This window comes from Pantoea sp. CCBC3-3-1 (genome assembly GCF_007981265.1).
In the GTDB taxonomy this organism is placed as follows: Bacteria; Pseudomonadota; Gammaproteobacteria; order Enterobacterales; family Enterobacteriaceae; genus Erwinia.
The window spans coordinates 2,803,412-2,820,187 of the sequence record NZ_CP034363.1 but is presented as its reverse complement, the minus strand read 5'-3'; the positions used below and the strand labels follow the sequence as shown (position 1 = coordinate 2,820,187).

Annotated in this window: 16 protein-coding genes, 2 tRNA genes and 1 pseudogene; 13 read left to right on the top strand and 6 right to left on the bottom strand. The window is 51.0% G+C overall.

Annotated features, from left to right (window positions below):
• Both efeB and phoH read left to right on the top strand, forming a co-directional pair.
• Positions 1 to 1,281, top strand: a complete 1,281-nt coding sequence (gene efeB / locus EHV07_RS13215; protein WP_147198502.1) for an iron uptake transporter deferrochelatase/peroxidase subunit — start codon at positions 1 to 3, stop codon at positions 1,279 to 1,281.
• Positions 1,282 to 1,836: 555 nt separating this feature from the next.
• The gene (gene phoH, locus EHV07_RS13210; protein ID WP_147198501.1) at positions 1,837 to 2,625 is read left to right on the top strand and encodes a phosphate starvation-inducible protein PhoH; all 789 of its coding nucleotides are present in this window, start codon (positions 1,837 to 1,839) and stop codon (positions 2,623 to 2,625) included.
• A gap of 169 nt (positions 2,626 to 2,794) precedes the next feature.
• Here phoH and EHV07_RS13205 read toward each other — a convergent pair.
• Positions 2,795 to 2,882 (bottom strand) — tRNA-Ser (locus EHV07_RS13205).
• A 248-nt stretch (positions 2,883 to 3,130) separates the two neighbouring features.
• Here EHV07_RS13205 and phoA point away from each other — a divergent pair.
• Entirely contained in the window at positions 3,131 to 4,531 is a 1,401-nt protein-coding gene (phoA, locus tag EHV07_RS13200; RefSeq protein WP_147198500.1) for an alkaline phosphatase, read from the top strand.
• Positions 4,532 to 4,634: 103 nt separating this feature from the next.
• Here the strand turns inward: phoA and EHV07_RS13195 are convergent.
• Positions 4,635 to 4,722: transfer RNA gene (locus EHV07_RS13195), tRNA-Ser, on the bottom strand.
• A 292-nt stretch (positions 4,723 to 5,014) separates the two neighbouring features.
• Between EHV07_RS13195 and EHV07_RS13190 the strand changes: the two genes are divergently transcribed.
• The 5 genes and pseudogenes from EHV07_RS13190 to EHV07_RS13170 all read left to right on the top strand — a co-directional run bounded on the left by EHV07_RS13190 (position 5,015) and on the right by EHV07_RS13170 (position 9,848).
• Positions 5,015 to 6,412: a peptide MFS transporter gene (locus EHV07_RS13190; RefSeq protein ID WP_147200620.1), complete on the top strand. Its 1,398-nt coding sequence runs from the start codon at positions 5,015 to 5,017 to the stop codon at positions 6,410 to 6,412.
• A gap of 90 nt (positions 6,413 to 6,502) precedes the next feature.
• A complete protein-coding gene (ghrA, locus tag EHV07_RS13185; protein ID WP_147198499.1) occupies positions 6,503 to 7,441 on the top strand; it encodes a glyoxylate/hydroxypyruvate reductase GhrA in 939 nt (312 codons plus the stop codon).
• Between the two features lie 60 nt (positions 7,442 to 7,501).
• A pseudogene (locus EHV07_RS13180) lies at positions 7,502 to 7,651 on the top strand (phosphatase); the annotation flags it as partial.
• Between the two features lie 133 nt (positions 7,652 to 7,784).
• Positions 7,785 to 9,131: a hypothetical protein gene (locus EHV07_RS13175; RefSeq protein ID WP_147198498.1), complete on the top strand. Its 1,347-nt coding sequence runs from the start codon at positions 7,785 to 7,787 to the stop codon at positions 9,129 to 9,131.
• A gap of 429 nt (positions 9,132 to 9,560) precedes the next feature.
• The gene (locus tag EHV07_RS13170) at positions 9,561 to 9,848 is read left to right on the top strand and encodes a hypothetical protein (RefSeq protein ID WP_254446242.1); all 288 of its coding nucleotides are present in this window, start codon (positions 9,561 to 9,563) and stop codon (positions 9,846 to 9,848) included.
• Positions 9,849 to 9,884: 36 nt separating this feature from the next.
• Here EHV07_RS13170 and EHV07_RS13165 read toward each other — a convergent pair whose 3' ends face one another.
• From EHV07_RS13165 to EHV07_RS13155, 3 genes are all read right to left on the bottom strand, one after another.
• On the bottom strand, positions 9,885 to 10,355 hold the full coding sequence (locus tag EHV07_RS13165; RefSeq protein ID WP_147198496.1) for a DUF943 family protein: 471 nt from the start codon (positions 10,353 to 10,355) through the stop codon (positions 9,885 to 9,887).
• Between the two features lie 257 nt (positions 10,356 to 10,612).
• Complete coding sequence (locus EHV07_RS13160) at positions 10,613 to 10,978, bottom strand: helix-turn-helix domain-containing protein (RefSeq protein ID WP_147198495.1); 366 nt, start codon at positions 10,976 to 10,978, stop codon at positions 10,613 to 10,615.
• Between the two features lie 68 nt (positions 10,979 to 11,046).
• Positions 11,047 to 11,307 (bottom strand): type II toxin-antitoxin system RelE/ParE family toxin, encoded by a 261-nt coding sequence (locus EHV07_RS13155; protein ID WP_147200619.1) that lies wholly within the window; start codon positions 11,305 to 11,307, stop codon positions 11,047 to 11,049.
• Positions 11,308 to 11,625: 318 nt separating this feature from the next.
• Between EHV07_RS13155 and EHV07_RS13150 the strand changes: the two genes are divergently transcribed.
• The 3 genes from EHV07_RS13150 (at position 11,626) to EHV07_RS13140 (ending at position 12,812) form a co-directional block, all read left to right on the top strand.
• Positions 11,626 to 12,180: a molecular chaperone gene (locus EHV07_RS13150; RefSeq protein ID WP_147198494.1), complete on the top strand. Its 555-nt coding sequence runs from the start codon at positions 11,626 to 11,628 to the stop codon at positions 12,178 to 12,180.
• A 112-nt stretch (positions 12,181 to 12,292) separates the two neighbouring features.
• Positions 12,293 to 12,568, top strand: a complete 276-nt coding sequence (locus EHV07_RS13145) for a DUF4160 domain-containing protein (RefSeq protein ID WP_371419639.1) — start codon at positions 12,293 to 12,295, stop codon at positions 12,566 to 12,568.
• Positions 12,543 to 12,812, top strand: a complete 270-nt coding sequence (locus EHV07_RS13140; protein ID WP_147198492.1) for a DUF2442 domain-containing protein — start codon at positions 12,543 to 12,545, stop codon at positions 12,810 to 12,812. The genes EHV07_RS13145 and EHV07_RS13140 overlap by 26 nt, the downstream gene beginning before the upstream one ends.
• 282 nt (positions 12,813 to 13,094) lie before the next feature.
• On the opposite strand, the gene EHV07_RS13135 is transcribed toward EHV07_RS13140, so the two are convergent.
• On the bottom strand, positions 13,095 to 13,982 hold the full coding sequence (locus EHV07_RS13135; RefSeq protein ID WP_147198491.1) for a DMT family transporter: 888 nt from the start codon (positions 13,980 to 13,982) through the stop codon (positions 13,095 to 13,097).
• A gap of 210 nt (positions 13,983 to 14,192) precedes the next feature.
• Here EHV07_RS13135 and EHV07_RS13130 point away from each other — a divergent pair, with 210 nt between their 5' ends.
• Together EHV07_RS13130 and EHV07_RS13125 are read left to right on the top strand one after the other, a co-directional pair.
• Entirely contained in the window at positions 14,193 to 14,933 is a 741-nt protein-coding gene (locus tag EHV07_RS13130; RefSeq protein ID WP_147198490.1) for a glutamine amidotransferase, read from the top strand.
• Positions 14,934 to 15,145: 212 nt separating this feature from the next.
• The gene (locus tag EHV07_RS13125; protein WP_147200618.1) at positions 15,146 to 16,666 is read left to right on the top strand and encodes an aldehyde dehydrogenase family protein; all 1,521 of its coding nucleotides are present in this window, start codon (positions 15,146 to 15,148) and stop codon (positions 16,664 to 16,666) included.
• Positions 16,667 to 16,776 lie beyond the last annotated feature (110 nt).

Genomic DNA, 16,776 nt, shown 5'->3' with positions numbered 1-16,776 from the left:
ATGGCAAGGCATTTAGCAGACGACGCGCCTGAACCGTCGCGTCGTCGTTTATTGAAAGGCATGGGCATCCTTAGCGGTGCCCTTGCCGTTGGCGGCGGCTGTCCGGTTCAGGCGCAGGAAAAATCGTTCTCACCCGGTGCCTTATCACCGAATTCCCGGCAGGAAGCCCAGCCGTTTTACGGCGCGCATCAGGCGGGTATCGTGACGCCACAGCAGGCGGCGATGATGATCGTGGCTTTTGATGTGCTGGCAACGGATAAAACAGACCTGGAGCGGCTGTTCAGATTACTCACCGAACGCATTGCTTTTCTGACTCAGGGCGGTAAAGCACCGCTGGTGACTAATCCACAGCTGCCGCCAATGGATTCCGGCATTCTTGGCGATAATATCTGGCCCGATAACCTGACCATCACCGTATCGGCTGGCCATTCGCTGTTTGACGAACGCTACGGTTTGCAGGCGCTGAAACCGCAGAAATTGCAGGCGATGACGCGTTTTCCTAACGACGCGCTGGATAGCAAACTGTGTCACGGCGATTTACTGCTGCAAATCTGTGCCAATACCAATGACACGGTCATTCATGCGCTGCGCGATATCATCAAGCACTCGCCGGATTTACTCAGCGTGCGCTGGCGGCGTGAAGGTTTTATTTCCGATCATGCCGCGCGCAGTAAAGGGAAGGAAACGCCCATCAATCTGCTGGGCTTCAAAGACGGGACGGCCAACCCGGATTCGGCCAGTCAGACACTGATGGATAAAATTCTGTGGGTGACGGCGGATCAGGACGAACCCGCCTGGGCGGTGGGCGGCAGCTATCAGGCTGCGCGCATTATTCAGTTCCGCGTGGAATTTTGGGACAGAACGCCGCTGCGCGAACAGGAAAACATTTTCGGCCGGGTGAAGCACAGCGGCGCGCCATTAGGCATGCACAATGAACGTGATGTGCCTGACTATGCCAGCGATCCAGAAGGGGCCGTCATCCCCATGGATGCGCATATCCGGCTGGCAAATCCCCGCACGCCTGAAACGCAAGAGAACCTGATGTTGCGTCGTGGCTACAGCTACTCGCTGGGCGTTTCCAATGCGGGGCAGTTGGAAATGGGCCTGCTTTTTGTTTGTTATCAGCACGATTTAGAGAAGGGATTTTTGGCCGTGCAAAAAAGGCTTAATGGCGAAGCGCTTGAGGAATATATCAAGCCGGTCGGCGGCGGTTATTTCTTTGTGCTGCCCGGCGTCATTGACGATAAACATTTTCTTGGGCAGGCATTATTGCAGGCCTGATGATTATCTCTTTCAGCCTGTCGCGTGCGGCAGGTTGTTTTTTAATCATATTATTCATCCGCCAGGTTTTTCTTAAATCTAAAAATTCACACGGGCATTTCGCCCTTTAGCGGAATAATTAACTCATTGTTTTAAAACATATAATATATAAAATCACCAGGTGGCGGCCGCTATTTGGTTTTTTTTTGCTGCGTACGCGAAAATAGATGTTGCAATTTAGTTATAGATTATGCAAATGTTATTAACAGCAGTTGCCAAAGGTCGTTCAGTGTTCAACACGGAGATCGCCATGACAAAGTCCGCTAATGGATACCAGTGTCAAAATACATTTATCGCCGTTCTTCGTGAAGGTGCGACTGCCACCAAGCCTCTCTGTTACTTTACCCTTCAAACCGCCAGTATTCTCAATGCTATGCAATCCGGTGCCAGGCTCTGCCGCGCGCCATTCTCAACGGCCAGAAAAGGCTTACAAGGAAGCCACTGAAACCTCTAAAGCGTTCACGTAATCGCATTGCTGCAAAATGCGGGAAATGAAACCAACTGTAAGGTGTCACTATGGGAAGACAGAAAGCAGTGATCAAAGCTCGTCGGGAAGCGAAACGTGTGCTTCGTAGCGATTCACGCAGTCATCGTCAGCGTGAAGACGAATCGGTCACCTCGCTGGTGCATATGAGTGGGTTAGATGCAATTGGCATGGCTCGCGATACCCGTGACCATTCGCCCATTTCTGCCCGAAATGAAGCTCAGGCGCACTATCTAAAAGCCATAGAGTGCAAGCAACTGATTTTCGCCACCGGCGAAGCAGGTTGTGGTAAAACCTGGATTAGCGCTGCGAAAGCGGCAGAGGCCCTGATAAACAAGGATGTCGACAGGATAATTGTCACGCGTCCGGTGCTACAGGCGGATGAAGATCTGGGCTTCCTGCCCGGTAATATCTCAGAGAAATTCGCCCCGTATTTTCGCCCGGTCTATGACGTTCTGGTTAAACGTCTTGGCTCCTCCTTTATGCAGTACTGCCTGCGTCCCGAAATCGGCAAGGTAGAAATTGCCCCCTTTGCCTATATGCGCGGACGTACCTTTGAGAATGCCGTGGTGATACTTGATGAGGCGCAAAACGTCACCGCCGCCCAGATGAAAATGTTCCTGACTCGCCTTGGGGAAAACGTCACGGTGATTGTTAACGGTGATATCACCCAGTGTGATTTGCCGCCGCACGTGAAGTCGGGCCTCGCCGATGCGCTTGAGCGCTTTGAGGACGACGGAATGGTCAGCGTGGTGCGTTTTGGGAAAGATGACTGCGTGCGTTCTGTGCTTTGTCAACGCACGCTGGCGGCTTATAACTAGCTGCTTAAAATTTTATAGCAAGCCCGGACTGTGTTCCGGGCTTTTTTGATCGAATAATAACGACGTGAGAGGCATGTCTCAGGCCGTTAGTGCCGGTGGCTCACCCTCACTCCGGGAAACAGGCAGACAAAAAAGCCTGAGCTTTCGCTCAGGCTTTCTCGTTAAATTATGGCGGTGAGAGAGGGGTTCGAACCCTCGATACGTTGCCGTATACACACTTTCCAGGCGTGCTCCTTCAGCCACTCGGACACCTCACCACGTTTTTCTACTTCTCCGCCTCACTGGGCGACGGGGCGCTACTATAGGGAGTCGGCCCCGTCGGGTCAAGAAGATTTTTCTTTTTATTCTGGCCGCTTAAGCAGCATACAACATCCGCTTATTCTGCCAGCGGCACCGCGTCGCCTGTCATCTTAGCAACATCCGGCCGACACAAAATTGTCATGGTTGTGTCGCAGACTGAAGGCCTGAAATCTTTGGTCATATTTTCTTATGGAGCGTTAGTCTGATGAAATCCCGGAATCTTTTTGCATTAACTTTGCTTGCCAGCCTCGTCTCTTCCCCGACCTGGGCAGACACTGCCGCCCGCGCCGCGCAGGGTGATATCACTCAGCCCGGGGGCGCGCGTCGCCTCACGGAAGATCAAACGGCCGCATTGAAAGCGTCGTTAAACAGCAATCAGGCTAAAAACGTCATCTTGCTGATTGGCGACGGCATGGGCGATTCTGAAATTACCGCCGCACGTAACTATGCCGAAGGGGCGGGCGGTTTTTTCAAGGGCATCGACGCACTGCCGCTCACCGGTCAGTACACTCACTACGCGCTTGATAAGAAAACCCACAAACCTGACTATGTTACTGATTCCGCGGCCTCCGCCACGGCCTGGAGCACCGGCGTAAAATCGTATAATGGCGCAATCGGGGTAGACGTTAACGGCCACGATCATCCTACTATTATGGAAATCGCGAAAGCCGCAGGCAAAGCGACCGGCAACGTCTCAACGGCTGAACTTGAAGATGCAACGCCAGCCGCCCAGATTGCGCACGTGACATCACGAAAATGTTATGGCCCGGAAAAAACCACTGAAATCTGTGCCAGCAACGCGTTAGAGAAGGGCGGCAAAGGATCGATTGCCGAACAGCTGTTAAACGCCAGGGCTGATGTAACCTTTGGCGGCGGAGGAAAGACTTTTGGCGAAACGGCAAAAGCAGGCGAATGGCAGGGCAAAACCCTGGAGGAGCAGGCGAAGCTGCGCGGTTATCAGCTGGTTAACAATCTTGATGGGATGAATGCGCTGAAGGAAGCGACGCATGACAAACCAATATTAGGGCTGTTTGCTGAAGGCAATATGCCGGTACGCTGGAAAGGACCGAAAGCCACTTATCATGGCAATCTGGAGGATAAAGCGGTGAGCTGTGAAGTTAACAGCGAGCGTCCGGCATCGACTCCGACACTGGCGCAGATGACCGATAAAGCCATTGAACTGCTAAGCAAAAATCAGAACGGCTTCTTCCTGCAGGTGGAAGGCGCTTCCATTGATAAGCAGGACCACGTTGCTAATCCGTGTGGACAGATTGGCGAAACGGTTGATTTGGATGAAGCGGTGCAAAAAGCGCTGGAATTTGCCCGTAAAGACGGCAATACGCTGGTTATTGTTACTGCCGACCATGCGCACTCCAGCCAGATTATCGCTAATGACAGTAAAGCACCGGGACTGACGCAGAAGCTGATGACTAAAGAAGGTAGCCCAATGACCATCAGCTACGGTAACTCAGAAGAAGAGTCACAGGGACATACCGGTACACAACTGCGCATTGCCGCTTATGGCCCGCACGCCGCGAATGTCGTAGGTCTGACCGATCAAACCGATCTGTTCTATACCATGAAAGCCGCAATGGAGCTCAAATAGTGATAAAACCTGAGCTTTCAGCTGAAAAACGCGAAGAACATGAGTCAGCACGATGACAACAACAAAAAAGCCTGAGCTTTTGCTCAGGCTTTCTCGTTAAATATGGCGGTGAGAGGGGGATTCGAACCCCCGATACGTTGCCGTATACACACTTTCCAGGCGTGCTCCTTCAGCCACTCGGACACCTCACCGTATCGTTCCGCAACCTCGGTTGCGTGGCCGGTAATGTAGGGAAAAGTTGTTCGCCGGTCAACACTCTTTCAATACTTTTCTGTTCGTTCAGCCAGTTTTAAACCACTTTGCTGCTTTAATCGGCAAAAAAACCATTTCTGACGGCAAAACACTTTTACGGGAGAGTAATATGCGGCACAACGTGCATAATAATGCACTTCTGCCGACAGAAAAATCATGAGGTAAGTAGTGGATACCGTGACAAGAAAAACCCCGCCTGCCGCGCCAACCGGCACCGGCTCGCTGTTCTTTATGCAAATCTTCGCCACACTGGGTTTCGCCGTGCTCTATTCGACGCTGGTGCTGTACGCCACCAAGCGCCTGGGATTCAGTGAAGCACAGGCCAATACCATGATGGGCGTCTTCGGGGCGTTTAACTATGGCCTGCACCTGTTTGGTGGCTATCTTGGCGGGCGCTATCTCAGCAATCGCAATCTTTTTGTGCTGGGCATGATCCTGCAAATTATCGGCTGCTGGATCCTTTCCGGGCAAAGCGCGGAGGGGTTGTACTGGGGGCTGGCAATGTTTCTGACCGGGAGCGGCCTGAACGTCACCTGCATTAACATGATGCTGACCCAGCGCTTTACGCCGGATGATAATCGCCGCGAAAGCGCTTTTCTCTGGAATTATGCGGGCATGAACCTCGGTTTCTTTATTGGTTTTACCGGCGCAGGTTATTTCCAGATCGGCGAGCATTATCAGGCGCTGTTCCTGTTTGCCACGCTTGGCAACATAGTAGCCATCACGATTACGCTGCTGCGCTGGCGAATGTTAGCCGATATCAATACGCCTTTATTACACGTAAACCGCAGCCAGTTTCGCCAGAGAATGCTGGCCGGGCTGGCAATTTTAGTGATACTGGTGCCGATTATCAGGCTGCTGCTGACCCATGCTGATTTCACCGGCAGCTTTGTGCTGGTGGTCGGCGCGGCGATTTTCCTGCTACTTGCTTTTATCACGCTACGGCATCGCCCGCGTGACGAACAGCGTCGTATGACGGCCTATCTGATGCTGGCGGTGGGTGCGCTGGTGTTCTGGACGCTCTATCAGCTGGCGCCGATGGGCCTGATGCTGTTTACCGAATACAACATTATGCGCCATGTCTATGGCATTCAGATATCGCCGCAGTGGATACAGAATATCAACACCCTGGTAATTGTCTTCGGCGGGCCGCTGCTGGCTGTGGGTTTCCGCAATCTGCGGGAACGCGGCTGGCGGATTGATATTCCTCTACAGTTCGCTTCTTCACTTTTTTGCATCGGACTGGGCATGCTGGTACTGCCGCTGGGCATTATGTTTGCGGGTGCTGACGGCATGGTGGCGTTTAAGTGGATCGTTATCAGCTACATTTTGCAGAGTATCGCCGAACTGCTGATCTCTCCGGTGGGCTACGCGATGATTGGCAAACTGGCTCCGGCCCGCTATCAGGGCGTGATGATGGGCGGCTGGATGATGGTAACGGGCGTCGCCTCGGTGCTGTCTGGCTACGTTTCTGGAATGATGCCGGAAAACAGCGGCAGTTCTCCTGCCCTAACCAATCCTGGCTACAGTCATATTTTCAGTCTGCTTGGCTGGGGCAGTGCAGCGACGGGGCTGATTTTATTGATGCTGATGCCGCTGTTGCGCAAGCTGATAAGTACATCACGCTAATAATTGTGTGCGATATTATAAGCATACAACCAATTATTTCTTGCCAGCGGCGGCTTTTTCTCAGAGCCTGAGAAAAACAGGAGAGCAAACGTGGACATCATTTTCTATCATCCTTCATTTAAAGCGGAAAAGTGGATTAATGGATTACAGCAGCGGCTGAACGCTCGCGTTCGTGTCTGGCAGCCAGGTGATGAGGCGCATGCGGATTACGCGCTGGTCCGTCAGCCGCCGTTAGAAATGCTGCAAGGACGTAGCGAGCTGAAAGGCGTATTTGCTTTAGGGGCCGGCGTGGACGATATTCTCAGCCAGCTGCGTCAGCATCCGACCATGCTGGCTGAAAATGTGCCTTTGTTCCGGCTGGAAGATACCGGAATGGGCCGTCAGATGCAGGAATATGCCGTCTGGCACGTGCTGGGCTGGTTCCGTCGCTTCAATGAATATCAGCAGTTGAAGACCGAGGCCCGCTGGCAACACCTGACGAACAACTCGCGTGAGGCGTTTAGTATCGGTATTCTCGGCGCGGGTGTACTGGGCAGCAGCGTGGCCGAAAGCCTGCGCTTCTGGGGATTTCCGGTGCGTTGCTGGAGCCGTTCACCGAAAGATTTACCTGGCGTTACCAGTTTTCATGGCGCAGACCAGCTGAATGCGTTTCTTTCCGGTAGCAAAGTGCTGATCAATCTGTTGCCAAACACGCCTCAGACCGAGGGCATCCTTAACCGTCAGTTACTCAGCAAACTCCAGCCCGAAGCTTATCTGATCAACCTGGCGCGTGGCGCGCATCTGGTTGAGGAAGACCTGCTGGCGGCGATTGAGGCGGGCGAGGTCAAAGGAGCTGCGCTGGACGTTTTCGTTGAAGAGCCGCTAAAGAGAGATCATCCTTTCTGGGCGCATCCGGCGATTGCGATCACGCCGCACAATGCTGCCGTCACATTACCTGATGAAGCGATGGACTATCTTGCTCACGCGATTCAACAGCGTGAAGCGGGTGAGATGCCGGCTGGCCGCGTTGACCTCAGTCGGGGCTATTAACGTCACTGCGGCTATTCCTGCTTAACTCAGGAGAGAAATAGGTATCCCGCTGACCTTCATATGCACACGATTGCCAGCACGCACGCCTACAGCACGCTGCGAGACGACACGCAGCAGGCGCAGACTTATGGCATTAAGCTGCTGGCGATAACCGACCATGGCCCGGATATGGCGGACGCGCCGCATTACTGGCATTTTGCGAATATGCGCGCCGCCTGACGATTCTTGCGCTATTCAGATAAACACAATACTGTAGTTATGAGCTTTTAAGGGCAGGGCAATGGCGCTGGCATCAGCTGGCGTTTCTAATGAGCGAACCGTATAAAGTAATGCTGCCGAATGGATGGCAGCAAATGGAGGGAGTTTGAAACTTGTATGGAAAGAAAATCCACGAGGCCATAAAGAACGAGAACTTGAACCGGAAGAGAAGCAGGCGATTTTTAATGTCTGTGGAAGCGGGCGGAAAGAACGCTATGGCGAAAAAGCCTCAGTTGAAAAGATCCTTGACGAAATGCGGGAGCGTAAACTTTTTTTGCAATGCGACTGCAACGCTGACTCACCCGCACTAAACACTTCTGTAAAAGGCGCCTTTATCCGGCGTGTTCCTTCTTCGGGGGTTCATCTTTCAGGATGCCCGTTATTTCGCCTGAAAAAATCTGGCACTGAAACTCAGGCCGAACCCGAAGCCGTAGTATTACGCCCGGTAAGCTTCAGTAATTTTTTACCGGAAGCAGAAAAACCAGCGCGTATCAGTGGCGGCACCGGAAGTGAGGGTGAACGCAAACGCGCAACAGGCAAAAGAATTCCAGCCATTGGACGGACCCTGTTAACGCTACTTGATGCTGCCCGTATTAATGAGCTTTGTTTATATCCTGACGCGACTAACCTCTCCATGATGAATGCGGTTAACGCGCTAAAGAAAGTAACAGAGCAGCACTGCTTTTATAAGGAACGTAAACTTTCGGAGATTATCCACTTCACCCCCTGGATGAGCGATAAGGCGCGTGAGGAACTGATGACCAGCCTTGAAGAAAGTGACTGGGACAGCCGTAAAGCAGTCTGCTTTTATCTGATTGTTTTGGCTCAGGAGCTCGACAGGGAAACTGTCAGTTGCAAAGTAAAAGGGACGTTTTATCGGTTTTCGCCCTCTCAGAGAATGACTATCAACGCCGAGGGCACCGGTGCGGAAGGGTGTCGCCCTCCATACTGGGCCATCCTGGAATTCAGACGAAACCGGGAGGGGAAAGTTATCTGTTACAAAGGTTTTGCCTGTGCGGCTTTTGATATGGTGTGTCCTGTTCCTGTAGACAGTAACAGGGAAAGGGAAACACTGAAAAATATCATTAAGATGAGCAAATGGCTGAGCAACAATGAAAATATCACGCCGCCAGATCGTCTGAATCTCATTAAGCCGATTTTTGATATGGACATTGAAGATGAAGGAGAAAAGCTAACGGTTAGACCCGACTTTATGCTTTATGTAACGCCGCCTGGAGAAAGCGAAGCGGTAGCGCTGGTGATCGAAACCATGGGCTATGACTCTGAGGAGTACAAAGAGCGTAAAGCAGAGAAACATCAGGAAATGGCATTGCTGGGAACCGTTGTTACCGATCCGCCACACTGGCCATATCATGTTAAAAAAGAATTTTGCCGCTATATTTTTGGCAAAGTTTTACATGTAAAAGACTGAGCCATTCAGGCGAGATCCGTGCGGGGCAACGGTTATGCCCTGAGCAGAATTCGCATACCGCTGATTTTGAGACTGGATTGTGGTGTGACTGCTATCTGCTTCACAGATGATAACGGCGCTATTTCTAAAACATTATTCGACGGATATTGAAAAGGTTTTTCCTGAGGTAATCGTTTCAATTCGCCGTAGTTGTTTTAACCTTCACGGTGTCTGAAATAGCCTTATTTTTTATAATGGAGAGAGAGAAAGAGATGAAGGCGCTGAGTGGTGCAAACTGGGTGCATAAATTTCAGGTAAGCACGACAATCAGGTTTATATGCAGCCAGTGCTATGGTTGCAGCTTATGGCATGTCCCGTCTGCATGTAGAGTGATCAAATTTTATGGCGGCGATGGTGATAAGACACACTGGTCTACAGATGGGAGATAAAATGAAAATTAAGTTTACGCCATTGGCAATTTTACTATTTTCAGCAGGTTGCTCTGCCGTACAGGCTAATGCACTACCTGCTGATGTTGAAGCTTTCCAGAACAATGCTGAGGATTGTCAGCATTTCGCGGGTGAATGGGATAGCTCTTGGTCAAAATCTGAGCAGGAGCAAATCGAGGCTTCAGTTGATAAATATTGTGGTGCCGCTCGTAAACAACAGAAGCAGTTGCAAAAAAAGTACCCTGGAGATAAGCAGGTGCAAGAAATTACCGCAGAGTATAATCTATAGAAATTTAAGTATCCTGTCTGAGCGAAAACGATCGCTTCAAGGCACAGGTGAGAACATACTTTTATCAGTCTTATTTTGTTTATACATTTCACCATTAATGGAGATAAACAGGCTACTCTTCATTTCACCCATCACTGTAAAACTGGTCTCTTTCTTGATGCAGCGCTTTTCATTTTTTATCGAGTTATCACATATATAATCTCCTTCATTGTCGCCTGATAAAAAATTAGCGTGCGGAAGTTTTACGTAACCGTCACCAAAGTTCATTATTGGAAGAGTGAAGTAGTCGTTCTCAGGGATAAGGTGGTATTTGTTTTGTAGTAACGATTTGTTATTGTTCCACCATGTAATTTTATTTTCACTGTTATCAGGCGCGTTTTCAACAAAGACCAGGCCGTCAATGACGGCCACTATTTTTGTTTCTTTAGCTTGCTGGCTAATAAAAATTACCATTGTGATTAATATAACAGCAAAAGCTGTAAGCTGAATTTTTGTTTTATTAAGCATTGTTCTCGCCAGTGATGGACTATTAAATGGAAGCTGGAAGCTGGAAGCTGGAAGCTGGAAGCGGATAAAGTCATTTGGGCTTCTGACAATCCTGAAAGCACCGGCAGATGGTGTAATGCCCTGCTGATGCAGTGATTACGTTTAGCATCGATGATAACAAGCTCAACCTAAAAAAAGTCTATAGCGATGGTTTAGGTGAGAATAAAACCTATAGTATTAACTAAATCAAAGGCTACCTGCTACGGTAGCCTTTCAATTTAAAGCACTAATTGTTCCGGGCGGCAATTATAAAGCTTCGCAAGGCGTTCACGGGTTTTCTTCTGTGGTTTACTCTCAATGCGCTCAAGTTGAGAGACTGCACTTTGGGTCGTGCCCAATTTTTCAGCAATATATTGCTGGGACAGGTTGCGATAGATACGCCATGCGGCTTGTAAACTTACATCTTGTTCAACCATGATGTTTACTACAGCACCGGGTACTGTTTCGTTATCATGTTCATCTGCTTCAACAGGTATAACTTCCCACTCACCCTCAGTTTCTGAAAGAAGTTTTTCGTATTCTGCAACAGGCAGCACAACGAATTGCGGCTTCCCTGTTTCGTCATAAATGTATTGTTTTGACATAATTTATCCGGTTTGCTTGGATCTCGGCAAATGTCATGAAATATAGCGGCGGAATACTCCGCCTTGTATCAGTAAGTTCTGGAGGTTCTGCGCATCACTTGTTCAATCATGATAACCACTGGATTACCCTTTATTAGTTCAAACACTATTCGGTAGTCTCCAACACGTAGCCTGTACTGATTTTCACTAGTCTGGAGCTTTTTTATATCAAGAACGACCACAGGGAAAGCGACTAACCGCTGAGTTCTCTCCAGAATGGTTTTACGGTAGCGGCTGTCAACTTTGATCAGTTGCTTCAATGCATGCTTCGACCAAACCACTTCGACCATCATGCCCCCAAATGTTAAAGAACATATCCTCCCAGGATTAGGTAATCCTAATGGTAAAATCTAATAATGTAAATCTAATATTCTAATGTTTGCCACATACTCATTTAGTCCATACGGGCCTTTTTGCCCGAGCTTCCTCGCACAGAGCAGTTTTTTTTGCCCGACAGAGGCTCTCACCCTATCATTGCTAATGATTTAGCATTTATAACGGCAGGTCATTTATACTTCCAGCAATCCAAACCGCCCATGGGCAAAACGATTACTGAATTTGCCAATATGTGACCCTGTCACAATTAATCTCTGAATGGACTGACCGTTATGAATGAATTTTCAATCATCTGCCGTATCCTTGGCTCGCTCTACAATCGCCAGCCGCAGGATCCGCTGCTGGTGCCGCTGTTTACCCTGCTGCGTGAAGGCAAATTACAGCAGCACTGGCCGCTGGAGCAGGATGAACTGCTGACGCGTTTACAGCAAAACAGCGATCCGCTGGCGCTGGCCACCGATTACAATGCGCTGTTCGTCGGCAGCGACTGTAAGGTGCCGCCTTATGGTTCGCAGTGGGAAAATGGCCCGCAGGAGAGTGAAGTTCGTGCGTTTCTGCAAAGCCGTGGTATGCCGCTCGGCGATGCGCCTGCTGACCATTTTGGCGCGCTGCTGCTGGCTTCATCATGGTTGGAAGATCAGTCGGAAGCCGACGAGGCGCAGGCGCAAATCATGTTGTTTGATGACTATCTGCTGCCGTGGTGCGGCCAGTTCCTCGGAAAAGTCGAAGCACATGCCAGCACCGCGTTTTACCGCACGCTGGCGGCGCTGAGCCGCGAAGCGCTTCAGGCAATGCGCGATGAACTGGCCGAGGATGAAGAAGAGTAGTAACCGGCAGTCAGCCAGAGGTTTTTCGTTAAGACGTAAAGGTCTGCGAAAAGCCTCGCATATGTTGCTTTTATCTGACGATATTTGAACCGACCCGCATTATCCTCCCCGAATGGTCAGCAACTTATTCAGGGATGAAGAAACAATGCCAACGGTGTTGAGGATCGGCGCTTACCGGTTTTACTTTTACAGTCATGAACCTAATGAACCTGCACATATACATATTGATAAGGACAATTTTACAGCTAAATTATGGTTGCATGATGTCAGCATTGCTCACAATATAAGCTTTGCCAACTATGAGCTTCGCGAGCTTCAGCGGTTGGTTACCGAAAATCGGATTCGACTTCAGGAGGCCTGGAATGCTTATTTTAACAAGAGAGAATGATTCTCGTGTCATGAATGTTCATATGGATGAACAGCTTATGACTGTTGAACTGATGGATGGGCGCAGCTTATCTGTTCCCGTCGCCTGGTATCCCCGACTTGCTGCTGGCTCGCCCGGGCAGCGTAAGAACTGGCAACCTGCTGCTGCGGGTTATGGCATTTACTGGCCAGAACTTGATGAAGATTTAAGTACGGAAGGGCTTTTGCAGGGAGCTAAGGGCATCCTGCCTCAGTTACCTGTTTAATCCTTCCAGATAAAGCTGGTTTTTACGCCAGCTTTATTCTCTGCGTAATCTTATTCAGGGCGCTCTTATTTCGTCCAGCTTGCCGGTGACGAACCCAGCGGCTCAGCAGAGCGTGACCAGATTAGCGGTGTGCCAGAAAGCCACACTTAACGCATCGGCACGAAAACTATCGATCAGGACATCCGTCTGGCTCAGTAAAGCCTCAACGTGTTGACCTCGCCGGTAAACCTTACGGTGTGCAGCAGGCTAAAAGTAGCAATGGAACACGCCTTTTGCCTGGTGCTAACGCAGGCGTCGACGTTTGGGCAGGCGCGCATGCATGCGCAGATTACGCAGGTTGATAACCGCAAGCGCCGTACCGGCAACCACCAGCAGCGAGCCGATAATTTTAAAGCTGTTCATGCTATCGCCCAGCACCAGCACGCCCATGATGACTGATAATACGGGGGTCAGAAGCGAGTAGGGCATAATCAGATTGACGTTGTAACTGCGCAGCAGGCCATACCATAAAGAATAAGCGATGATGGAAGAGCAAATTGCGCTGTAGAAAATGCCAAACCAGCCGCGCCAGGAAGCATGCGCAAGACTGGTCAGCTGATCGGATTCCAGCAGCAGCGAAGCGGTCCCCACAATCGGGATGGCCAAAAACGACAGCCAGGCAGTCAGGGTTAGCGGCTTGATTGACGGCGATTTTTTGACGATCAAATTACTGATTGCCCAGCCTGCCGCGCTGCACAGCAGCAGGCACAGTACCCACCAGGCGGGAATGGTCGGGCTGCCCGATAAGACCACGACGCCTGAAAGCGAAATCGCAATGCCGAGCATCTGCACCAGCGACAGTTTTTCTTTAAGGAAAATCATCGCCAGCACCATGGCAAACGGTGTCCCCAGCTGCACGACAATGGCGCCTGTTCCGGCATCGGTATATTTCAGGCCGACAAACAGCAGTGAAAAATGCAGAAAACCGAAGGTAAAAGCCAGCGGGATCAGATAACGCAGCTGATCGCGGGTGATTCGAGTAAAAGGAATAAGGATCAGCGCGACCACCACAAAGCGCATCAACGTCAGAAACAGCGGCGGGAGATCGACCAGCCCCCATTTTACCGCAATGTTATTAAAGGCCCAGGTAGTGACCACCAGCAAAATCAGGAAAAAATGACGCAAAGCCACGGAGCAATCCTTAAAGTCAGCGTGAGCTTTTTATCATGGCATGAATTGCCCCTGTTTTACGCATCCGCTCACCATTTTTCTCCTGCTGATATGACTTTTTAGGGTGTCAGTTGCAGAAAAAGTTCTGTGACAGCCGGTACACCCCATGCGATGATAATTCACTGACGCCTGCCGTCAGTGAGCAGGATGCAACTTACATAAGGATGGTCAATGAACGCCTCTCTTCCGTTAGCGATTATTCAGCTGGAAACGCCGCCTGAAGGCGTGGTGGCAAGCGTGGGTGAACAGCAGCACTGGTTCGTTGCGGCGTTGGATTTGCAGCCGGATGAATATCGTGTCATCCGACCCGATCTGGGCGAAGCCCTGCCGGATCCCGCTTCGTTGTCTGCGGCTATTCTGACCGGCTCCTGGGCGATGGTGACCGATCATGCCGACTGGAGTGAGCGCACGGCCGCCTGGATCCGCAGCGCAATGGACCACCAGCTGCCGCTGCTTGGCGTCTGCTATGGTCATCAATTGATGTCTTATGCGCTGGGCGGGCTGGTGGATGACAATCCGCGCGGCGTGGAACGGGGACAGCAGAGGATCGCAACGCAACCCGGCTGCGAGAAAGATCCGTTACTGAGCTCGTTGCCTCCGCACTTTTCGGCGTGGCTCTCGCATCAGCAGTCAGTGCTGCAAGCCCCGGAGGGCGCTCAGGTGCTGGCAACCTCGGCAATGGATGAGTGCCAGATTATTCGCTACAGCCAGCAGGCCCTCTCATTCCAGTTCCACCCGGAATTTACCGGCACCATCATGACGGCCTGTTTGCAAAACAGTCAGCATGATGACGCCACCAGCAGTCTGTTAACGCATCAGTCTGAACCCGTCTGGCCGCTTCAGCTGCTTCAGGCTTTTTGGCAGCAACAGCGCCCAGAAAAACGTACAGCATCGGGTGCTCTGTCCGGCTAAACTCGCTCACCGCGCCGCAGCTTCCCCTCGCGCGGCGCGAATATTTATCCTCCGTCGTGCTTTACCTCACAACCTGTAAAATTCTTCCCTTCCTTGTGTCGCGATCACAGTTTCCACTTTGTACACCTGACATTCTCGCTGTTATCAATAATGTTAAGCGTTGGTTTGTTTATTGTTAACTTTTGGTGGGGCTACCTCACAGGAGAACGATGATGCGTTATGCATATCCGGGCAACAAAGCGTCGCTGATTACCCTGCAATCGCAGTATGGCAATTTTATTAACGGTGAATTCGTTGCGCCGCTCAATGGAGATTACTTTACTAACACCTCACCGATAAACGGCTCGGTCATCGGTAAGTTTCCGCGTTCTGGTAAGGAGGATGTGGAAAAAGCGCTGGATGCGGCGCACGCGGCGGCCTCTGCCTGGGGCAAAACGTCAGTCCAGGCACGTTCGCTGACGTTGTTAAAAATTGCTGACCGGCTGGAAGAAAATCTGGAATATCTGGCGGTCAATGAAACCTGGGATAACGGCAAACCGGTTCGCGAAACGCTGGCTGCCGATCTGCCGCTGGCGGTCGATCATTTCCGCTATTTTGCCGGCTGCCTGCGCGCGCAGGAAGGCTCTGCCGCCGAGATTGACGAGTTTACCGCTGCCTATCATTTCCATGAACCGCTTGGCGTTGTTGCACAAATCATTCCGTGGAATTTCCCATTGCTTATGGCCGCGTGGAAGCTCGCCCCGGCCCTGGGCGCAGGTAACTGCGTGGTGCTGAAACCGGCTGAGCAGACGCCGCTGTCGATTACGCTGTTTGTGGAATTAATCGCCGATCTTTTACCGCCGGGCGTGCTGAACGTGATCCATGGCTTCGGTCGCGAGGCGGGGGAAGCGCTGGCAGGCAATCCGCGTATTGCTAAAGTCGCCTTTACCGGCTCTACCGCAACCGGCGGTCATATCCTTGAACTGGCGGCTAAAAACTTGATCCCTTCCACCGTCGAACTGGGCGGGAAATCACCCAATATCTTCTTTGAGGATATTATGCAGGCGGAACCCTCCTTTATTGAGAAAGCGGCGGAAGGGGTGGTGTTGGGCTTTTTAAATCAGGGTGAAGTTTGTACCTGTCCTTCACGGGCGCTGGTGCAGGAATCTATTTATGCGCCCTTTATGGAAGCGGTTCTGAAAAGAGTAAAAACGATTAAACGTGGCGACCCGATGGATACCGAGACCATGGTGGGCGCGCAGGCTTCACAGCAGCAATTTGATAAAATCCTCTCTTATCTGGACATTGCGCAGCAGGAAGGGGCCGAGATCCTGACCGGCGGCGGCATCGAAAAGCTCGAAGGCGAGCTCTCCACCGGTTATTACATTCAGCCAACCCTGCTGAAAGGCAACAACAGCATGCGCGTTTTCCAGGAGGAAATTTTCGGGCCGGTGGTCGGCATCACCACCTTTAAGGATGAAGAAGAAGCGATTGCCATCGCCAACGATTCTATCTACGGTCTTGGCGCGGGCTTGTGGACACGCGATATCAACCGGGCGTATCGGGTAGGGCGGGCAATCAAAGCCGGGCGGGTCTGGACCAACTGTTATCATCTTTATCCGGCGCATGCCGCGTTTGGCGGCTACAAAAAATCCGGTATTGGGCGGGAGACGCATAAAATGATGCTCGACCACTATCAGCAAACAAAAAACCTGCTGGTCAGCTATAGCGTGCAGCCGCTGGGCTTTTTCTGACAGTAAACCGGTGCTGACCCGAGGTGTTGTCTTTACCGACAGACAACACTTTTATCAAAGCGTGAGGGGCAGGGGCCTGTAATAAAGCGTCACGGCCATGGACGGCCGTG

Bases quoted from the DNA above. Each gene is read 5' to 3' on its own strand.
- EHV07_RS13160 (WP_147198495.1), bottom strand. From the start codon at position 10,978: ATGTCAAAACAATACATTTATGACGAAACAGGGAAGCCGCAATTCGTT.
- phoA (WP_147198500.1), top strand. From the start codon at position 3,131: ATGAAATCCCGGAATCTTTTTGCATTAACTTTGCTTGCCAGCCTCGTC.
- EHV07_RS13125 (WP_147200618.1), top strand. From the start codon at position 15,146: ATGCGTTATGCATATCCGGGCAACAAAGCGTCGCTGATTACCCTGCAA.
- EHV07_RS13155 (WP_147200619.1), bottom strand. From the start codon at position 11,307: ATGGTCGAAGTGGTTTGGTCGAAGCATGCATTGAAGCAACTGATCAAA.
- EHV07_RS13190 (WP_147200620.1), top strand. From the start codon at position 5,015: ATGCAAATCTTCGCCACACTGGGTTTCGCCGTGCTCTATTCGACGCTG.
- EHV07_RS13145 (WP_371419639.1), top strand. From the start codon at position 12,293: ATGGTCAGCAACTTATTCAGGGATGAAGAAACAATGCCAACGGTGTTG.
- phoH (WP_147198501.1), top strand. From the start codon at position 1,837: ATGGGAAGACAGAAAGCAGTGATCAAAGCTCGTCGGGAAGCGAAACGT.
- EHV07_RS13140 (WP_147198492.1), top strand. From the start codon at position 12,543: ATGCTTATTTTAACAAGAGAGAATGATTCTCGTGTCATGAATGTTCAT.
- EHV07_RS13175 (WP_147198498.1), top strand. From the start codon at position 7,785: ATGGCAGCAAATGGAGGGAGTTTGAAACTTGTATGGAAAGAAAATCCA.
- EHV07_RS13170 (WP_254446242.1), top strand. From the start codon at position 9,561: ATGAAAATTAAGTTTACGCCATTGGCAATTTTACTATTTTCAGCAGGT.
- EHV07_RS13150 (WP_147198494.1), top strand. From the start codon at position 11,626: ATGAATGAATTTTCAATCATCTGCCGTATCCTTGGCTCGCTCTACAAT.
- EHV07_RS13130 (WP_147198490.1), top strand. From the start codon at position 14,193: ATGAACGCCTCTCTTCCGTTAGCGATTATTCAGCTGGAAACGCCGCCT.
- EHV07_RS13165 (WP_147198496.1), bottom strand. From the start codon at position 10,355: ATGCTTAATAAAACAAAAATTCAGCTTACAGCTTTTGCTGTTATATTA.
- efeB (WP_147198502.1), top strand. From the start codon at position 1: ATGGCAAGGCATTTAGCAGACGACGCGCCTGAACCGTCGCGTCGTCGT.